The sequence below is a fragment of the Streptomyces sp. CNZ301 genome, from assembly GCF_004217425.1.
In genome coordinates, this window is the sequence record NZ_SHLG01000001.1 from 5,617,748 (window position 1) to 5,625,103 (window position 7,356).

General features: G+C 66.6%; 5 protein-coding genes and 1 rRNA gene. 5 read left to right on the forward strand and 1 reads right to left on the reverse strand.

Features of this window, described 5'->3' with window-relative positions:
• The first annotated feature begins 108 nt into the window (after nucleotides 1-108).
• From EV375_RS24165 to EV375_RS24175, 3 genes are all read left to right on the forward strand, one after another.
• Entirely contained in the window at nucleotides 109-1,041 is a 933-nt protein-coding gene (locus EV375_RS24165; RefSeq protein ID WP_130301490.1) for a cation diffusion facilitator family transporter, read from the forward strand.
• A gap of 431 nt (nucleotides 1,042-1,472) precedes the next feature.
• Nucleotides 1,473-2,930 (forward strand): adenosylhomocysteinase, encoded by a 1,458-nt coding sequence (ahcY, locus tag EV375_RS24170; RefSeq protein ID WP_130301491.1) that lies wholly within the window; start codon nucleotides 1,473-1,475, stop codon nucleotides 2,928-2,930.
• A gap of 128 nt (nucleotides 2,931-3,058) precedes the next feature.
• Entirely contained in the window at nucleotides 3,059-3,673 is a 615-nt protein-coding gene (locus tag EV375_RS24175; protein ID WP_130301492.1) for a hypothetical protein, read from the forward strand.
• Nucleotides 3,674-3,686: 13 nt separating this feature from the next.
• Here EV375_RS24175 and EV375_RS24180 read toward each other — a convergent pair whose 3' ends face one another.
• The gene (locus tag EV375_RS24180) at nucleotides 3,687-4,631 is read right to left on the reverse strand and encodes an RDD family protein (protein WP_130301493.1); all 945 of its coding nucleotides are present in this window, start codon (nucleotides 4,629-4,631) and stop codon (nucleotides 3,687-3,689) included.
• Nucleotides 4,632-4,708: 77 nt separating this feature from the next.
• Here EV375_RS24180 and EV375_RS24185 point away from each other — a divergent pair, with 77 nt between their 5' ends.
• Entirely contained in the window at nucleotides 4,709-5,716 is a 1,008-nt protein-coding gene (locus tag EV375_RS24185) for a stage II sporulation protein M (protein ID WP_130301494.1), read from the forward strand.
• A gap of 439 nt (nucleotides 5,717-6,155) precedes the next feature.
• Nucleotides 6,156-7,356: ribosomal RNA gene (locus tag EV375_RS24190) — 16S ribosomal RNA — on the forward strand; the annotation flags it as partial.

Sequence of the window (7,356 nt, forward strand, 5' to 3'; positions counted from 1 at the left end):
CCCGGCTGTCCGCACCGACAGGGACGGGCAAGGTCCGCAAGGGGCCCGCAATTACCGACGACAGTGCGGATTTCCGCATATCCACCCAGAGAGGGACGACCGACTCATATGAGTGCATCAGGCGGTTCGAAGGCGATCATCGCCGCGCTCGGCGCGAACTTGGCCATCGCAGTAGGCAAGTTCGTCGCCTTCATATTCAGCGGCTCGTCCTCCATGCTCGCGGAGAGTGTGCACTCGGTCGCCGACTCGGGTAACCAGGCACTGCTGCTGCTCGGTGGCAAGAAGGCCAAGAAGGAGGCGAGCGAGGAGCACCCCTTCGGCTACGGCCGCGAGCGCTACATCTACGGATTCCTCGTCTCCATCGTGCTGTTCACCATCGGAGGCGTCTTCGCCCTCTACGAGGGATACGAGAAGATCAAGCACCCGCACGAAATCGACAGCTGGTACTGGCCGGTGGGCGTGCTGGTCTTCGCCATCATCGCGGAGACGATCTCGTTCCGGACGGCCATCAAGGAGTCGAACGAGGTCCGCGCCTCGCTGAGCTGGACCCAGTTCGTACGGCGTGCCAAGGCGCCCGAGCTGCCCATCGTCCTTCTCGAGGACCTCGGTGCGCTGGTGGGTCTCATACTCGCGCTCTTCGGTGTCGGCGCCGCCATCGCGACCGGAGACGGCGTCTGGGACGGCATCGGCACGCTGTGCATCGGAGTGCTGCTCGTGGTGATCGCGATAGTCCTGGCCGCGGAGACCAAGTCGCTGCTGCTGGGCGAGTCCGCCGATCCGGCTGAGCGCGAGAAGATCCGTGACGCCCTCGTCGACGGAGAGACCGTGACGGGCATCATCCACATGCGGACGCTGCATCTGGGCCCGGACGAACTGCTCGTCGCCGCGAAGGTGGCCGTGCAGCACGACGACACCGCGGCGGAGGTCGCGCGAGCGATCGACGCCGCTGAGGAGCGCATCCGGGGATCGGTGCCGAGCGCGCGTGTGATCTATCTCGAACCCGACGTCTACCGGTCGACGGTGTCGCCCGCGTCCAGCTGATCCGCCCGGCCCGACGGGCCCCGCCCGCCGCTGAACTCCCTCCTGTGCAAGGGAAATGCATTCCTTCGCGCCCTTGTCAAATTAGGTGCAGAGGTGTGGAAGGCCCCACTGTTGGGCATCGGCACAACTGCGCGCACTGTGCGGCCGAAATCAGTCCAGGTCCGCCCTTGCTCGCACCGTGGGCAATCCGTTCGACTGGACGAGCGGTGTAAATTCGTAGTGCACAGACGTCGCTGCTGATGGCAGATCGGCCGGTCCGCGCAGCGGGCCACCGAGGGAGAGAGGGCCTCCGACGGACTGGGCTGCGAGCAAGGGATCAGTGTGCCCGTGTGTGCTGTGTCACGTACGCAGTGCAGGCACCGCACACGGAGCCCGAGCGCCGCAGCACGGACCTGTCAGCCATGACCTCGACATCGAGGAGAGCAGCTCGCATGACGACGACCTCCAACGGCCAGGACTTCAAGGTCGCGGACCTTTCCCTTGCGGCCTTCGGCCGCAAGGAGATCACCCTGGCCGAGCATGAGATGCCCGGCCTGATGGCGATCCGCAAGGAGTACGCCGCTGACAAGCCTCTGGCCGGGGCCCGCATCACCGGCTCCCTCCACATGACCGTGCAGACGGCCGTCCTGATCGAGACCTTGACCGCCCTGGGCGCCGAGGTCCGCTGGGCGTCCTGCAACATCTTCTCCACCCAGGACCACGCTGCCGCCGCCGCGGTGGTGGGTCCCGAGGGCACCCCGGACAACCCGCAGGGTGTCCCGGTCTTCGCCTGGAAGGGCGAGACGCTGGAGGAGTACTGGTGGTGCACGGAGCAGGCCCTCACGTGGCCGGGAGCCTCCACCGGCGGGCCGAACATGATCCTCGACGACGGCGGCGACGCGACGCTCCTCGTGCACAAGGGCGTGGAGTACGAGAAGGCCGGCGCCGCTCCTTCCGTCGACACCGCTGAGAACGACGAGCACCGGGTGATCCTGGAGCTGCTGAACCGCACCCTGCGGGAGAGCCCGCAGAAGTGGACCCAGCTGGCGTCCGAGATCCGCGGTGTGACGGAAGAGACGACCACCGGCGTGCACCGTCTGTACGAGATGCACAAGGACGGGGCGCTCCTCTTCCCGGCGATCAACGTCAACGACTCCGTCACGAAGTCGAAGTTCGACAACAAGTACGGCTGCCGGCACTCGCTGATCGACGGGATCAACCGGGCCACGGACGTCCTGATCGGCGGCAAGACCGCCGTGGTCTTCGGCTACGGCGACGTCGGCAAGGGCTGCGCGGACTCGCTCCGCGGCCAGGGCGCCCGCGTGCTGATCACCGAGATCGACCCGATCTGCGCGCTCCAGGCCGCGATGGACGGCTACCAGGTGGTGACCCTCGAAGACGTGGTGGAGACGGCGGACATCTTCATCACCACCACGGGCAACAAGGACATCATCATGGCCTCGGACATGGCCCGGATGAAGCACCAGGCGATCGTCGGCAACATCGGCCACTTCGACAACGAGATCGACATGGCCGGCCTCGCCGAGATCAAGGGCGTCGTCAGGGAAGAGCTCAAGCCCCAGGTGCACACCTGGACCTTCCCCGACGGCAAGGTGATCATCGTGCTGTCCGAGGGGCGCCTGCTGAACCTGGGCAACGCGACCGGGCACCCCTCCTTCGTGATGTCCAACAGCTTCGCGAACCAGACGATCGCCCAGATCGAACTGTTCACGAAGACCGACGCCTACCCGACCGACGTCTACGTGCTGCCCAAGCACCTCGACGAGAAGGTCGCCCGTCTGCACCTGGACGCCCTCGGAGCGAAACTCACCGTGCTCCGCAAGGACCAGGCCGACTACATCGGCGTCCCCGTCGAGGGCCCGTACAAGCCGGACCACTACCGCTACTGACGGCCGGCAGCCCGCCGCACCGCCCCCTCACAGGGGGCGCCGGCGGGCATCCGTGAGCGATGCCGAGGCCCCCGCCCGCCAGTCGGGGGCCTTCGGCCTGCCCATCTGCACGCACGTAGAGTCCACGTATGCCACGCGGCCGGTATTCGCTCCACGATCCGCACGATCACACTCCCCTCGGCAACGAGCACTTCCACTGCGCCACCGGCGCCTCCGGCTGGCGCTACGTCTCGCAGATCACCACCCCTTCCGGTGATCACGCCGGCTCCGTCGATCTGGCCCTCGACGAACTCGGCCGCCCCGTCCGGCTCGAACTCCACGCCGGTGGATGGCAGGTACGCGGCGCCGCCCTGGACGGCGTCACCTGGGTCCGCACCGACCCGGCAGGCGAACGCGCTCAGGAGGGCAATGCCGTCGCGCACTCCTTCACCGGCGGGTCCCCGGCGTTCCTCGTCGCGACGTCCCGGCTGCTGCGCCAGGCCGCCGGCGCTCCTGCCACCCGTGTACGCCTCGTCGCACTGACACCCCCCGTCCTGGCACCCCGCACGCTCGATCAGTCCTGGACGCTGGTGACCACCGAAACACACGCCACTGACAACGGGCCCCTGGTCGTCGGGAACTACCAGGTCGGCGAGGTCGACACCGGGGAGCAGCACGCCGTCCACATCGCCGGCGACGTCGTGCTGGCGGCCCCCGGGGTCGAGCTGGAGGAACTGGAGTCACCGCCCTCCGGCTTCGGCTGAGCCGCCGAGCACCTCACGAGGGCGGCACGAACCCGGTGCTCCTGGGAGGCTCGGGCACCTTCTCCTGAGTCTGAGGGGACTCCGCGGGTGAACCCGAGACAGGCACCCACGGATGTCCGGAACCGAAGGCCCCACCCGCTCCGGGAGGAGCGTCCGCAATCGAAGGGGCGGTGGGCAGCGGGCCCGCGGGAGCCACCGGCGCGACTCCCTGAGGGCCGAACGTCCGATGTGCCTCCCTCGCCTGCCGCTCCGCGACGACCCCCGCCAGATAAGCCGCCGCCGGGACGCCGTGGGGCGCCGGGACGCCCGTGCACGACACGAGGTCCGCCGCGAGCTGCTCTGCCATCGACCGGCCGACCGCCTCGTCGAGCTGCCCGGCACGCATCAGGTACTGGCGCACTGCCAGCCAGAGACCGCCCGGCACTCGCGACAGATCCAGTTCCGCGAAGCTGCCCGCCAGCCACGCCGGAGGCGGCGGGGCGGGTGTCCCGCTCGCCTCGGGCACCCGCTCCCTGACGACGAGGGTTCCGGCGAACACGTCACCGAGCCGTCGGCCGCGCGCCGAGACCAGCGAAGCGGCGCAGGCCACGACGCCGAAGAAGAGCTGGATCTCGATGACCCCGATCGCCCCGCGCACCAGTGCGTGCCTGAAGCGGACGGGCCCGCCGTCCTCCCGCAGCACCCGAAGACCGCACAGCAGCTTGCCCACGGACTTTCCGCGGCTCAGCGTCTCCACCGCGACAGGAACGCCGACCAGCACCAGCAGGAACAACGCCACCTGGACGGCCGCCATCGCCGCGTCGTCCAGGGAGGCGACGGCGGTCAGCAGCGCCAGTGAGACCGCCAGGTAGACGGCCCAGGCGAGCACCAGGTCGATGAAGACGGCCAGCGCACGGGTCGGCAGCCGCGCGGGCCGGAGACCGAGTACGACGGCATCTCCCGTTACGAGCTCGCTCACCGTGCCTCCGCCCACAGCCGACAGTCCCTCTCCGCACAGTCTGCCGTTCCCACCGAGCCGTCTGCCAAGCTCTCACCATGGATCTGGATGTCTTCGTCGCCGCGCACAGGGCGGAGTGGGACCGACTGGACCAACTGCTGCGCCGTCGGCGCCGCTTGTCCGGTCACGAGGCGGACGAACTCGTCACGCTCTACCAGCGCACGTCCACACACCTCTCCCAGGTCCAGTCGAGCGCACCCGATCCCGCGCTCGCCGGAAGCCTCACGTCTCTCGTGGCACGCGCGCGCAGCGCGGTGACGGGCCCGCGGAAGGCCTCGTGGCATGACGCCGCCCACTTCTTCGCCGCCGGATTCCCCGCCGCCGTGTACCGCAGCCGTCACTGGTGGGTCCCCGCCGCGCTGCTCTCCGTCGTGGTGGCCGCCCTGGTCGGCTGGTGGATCGGCACCCATCCGGAGGTGCGCTCGGCGATCGCCGCACCGGACCAACTCCGCGAGATGACACGGCCGGGCGGCCAGTACGAGTCGTACTACTCGAGCCACCCGGCCACGTCCTTCGCGGCCCAGGTGTGGACGAACAACGCCCAAGCCGCCGCCGTCTGCCTCGCGTTCGGCGCCTTGCTCGGCATCCCGGTGCTGTGGGTCCTGTTCCAGAACATGCTCAACCTCGGCATCGGCATCGGCCTGATGGAGTCCGCGGGCCGCCTCGACACCTTTCTCGGTCTCATCCTTCCGCACGGCATCCTCGAACTCACGGCGGTCTTCGTGGCCGCGGGCACAGGCCTGCGACTGGGCTGGACGGTCATCGACCCGGGACCGCGAAGCCGGCGCGCAGCGCTTGCGGCAGAGGGACGTTCGGCGATCGGCATGGCCATCGGACTGGCCGCTGTGCTGTTCGTCTCAGGGATCATCGAGGGCTTCGTGACGCCGTCCGGTCTCCCCACGTGGGCCCGCATCGCGATCGGCGTCGTCAGCGAACTCCTCTTCCTGGCCTACGTTTACGTCCTTGGAGGCCGTGCCGCACGGGCCGGGGAGACGGGGGACGTCTCCCCGGAGGACAGGCCGACGACGGTGCCGACAGCCGCCTGATGTGCGTCCGCACCTCGCGACCTGTTACTGTTCACGCCGCTGCGAAGCCGGTTGAACGGTTTCCGCGGCGAAGGATCCGACGAGCCACAGGAGTTCGGTGAACTCCTCGGCGACGTTCGGCATCCGTACCGCTTCCCAATACGACTCCGAATTCCGGATGTTGCCGGGAAGCACCCCCGGATCAACTGTCGGATCAGCTCTGATAGTGTCGGGTTTACCGAGAGGGAAGCGCCCGGAGCGGCCTGTGAGGGTCGTGATGGAAGCGTCCGTTCTTTGAGAACTCAACAGCGTGCCAAAAGTCAACGCCAGATATGTTGATACCCTCGTGTCTTCACATTTGTTTGTGGAGGCGTGGGATTTCTTTGATTGACAGCGAGGATGCTGTGCACGCCGGGATTATTCCTCCTGGTTGTGCCGCTCTTTCGTGGTGTCTAGTGCATTCACGGAGAGTTTGATCCTGGCTCAGGACGAACGCTGGCGGCGTGCTTAACACATGCAAGTCGAACGATGAAGCCCTTTCGGGGGTGGATTAGTGGCGAACGGGTGAGTAACACGTGGGCAATCTGCCCTGCACTTCGGGACAAGCCCTGGAAACGGGGTCTAATACCGGATACGACTCGGGGAGGCATCTCTACCGGGTGGAAAGCTTCGGCGGTGCAGGATGAGCCCGCGGCCTATCAGCTTGTTGGTGGGGTGATGGCCTACCAAGGCGACGACGGGTAGCCGGCCTGAGAGGGCGACCGGCCACACTGGGACTGAGACACGGCCCAGACTCCTACGGGAGGCAGCAGTGGGGAATATTGCACAATGGGCGGAAGCCTGATGCAGCGACGCCGCGTGAGGGATGACGGCCTTCGGGTTGTAAACCTCTTTCAGCAGGGAAGAAGCTTTTGTGACGGTACCTGCAGAAGAAGCACCGGCTAACTACGTGCCAGCAGCCGCGGTAATACGTAGGGTGCGAGCGTTGTCCGGAATTATTGGGCGTAAAGAGCTCGTAGGCGGCCTGTCACGTCGGATGTGAAAGCCCGGGGCTTAACCCTGGGTCTGCATTCGATACGGGCAGGCTAGAGTTCGGTAGGGGAGATCGGAATTCCTGGTGTAGCGGTGAAATGCGCAGATATCAGGAGGAACACCGGTGGCGAAGGCGGATCTCTGGGCCGATACTGACGCTGAGGAGCGAAAGCATGGGGAGCGAACAGGATTAGATACCCTGGTAGTCCATGCCGTAAACGTTGGGCACTAGGTGTGGGCGACATTCCACGTTGTCCGTGCCGCAGCTAACGCATTAAGTGCCCCGCCTGGGGAGTACGGCCGCAAGGCTAAAACTCAAAGGAATTGACGGGGGCCCGCACAAGCGGCGGAGCATGTGGCTTAATTCGACGCAACGCGAAGAACCTTACCAAGGCTTGACATACGCCGGATCGCCGCAGAGATGTGGTTTCCCTTTGGGTCGGTGTACAGGTGGTGCATGGCTGTCGTCAGCTCGTGTCGTGAGATGTTGGGTTAAGTCCCGCAACGAGCGCAACCCTTGTCTCGTGTTGCCAGCAGGCCCTTGTGGTGCTGGGGACTCACGGGAGACTGCCGGGGTCAACTCGGAGGAAGGTGGGGACGACGTCAAGTCATCATGCCCCTTATGTCTT

Coding starts and splice junctions, on each gene's coding strand:
- EV375_RS24165 (WP_130301490.1), top strand. CDS start 109: ATGAGTGCATCAGGCGGTTCGAAGGCGATCATCGCCGCGCTCGGCGCG.
- ahcY (WP_130301491.1), top strand. CDS start 1,473: ATGACGACGACCTCCAACGGCCAGGACTTCAAGGTCGCGGACCTTTCC.
- EV375_RS24175 (WP_130301492.1), top strand. CDS start 3,059: ATGCCACGCGGCCGGTATTCGCTCCACGATCCGCACGATCACACTCCC.
- EV375_RS24185 (WP_130301494.1), top strand. CDS start 4,709: ATGGATCTGGATGTCTTCGTCGCCGCGCACAGGGCGGAGTGGGACCGA.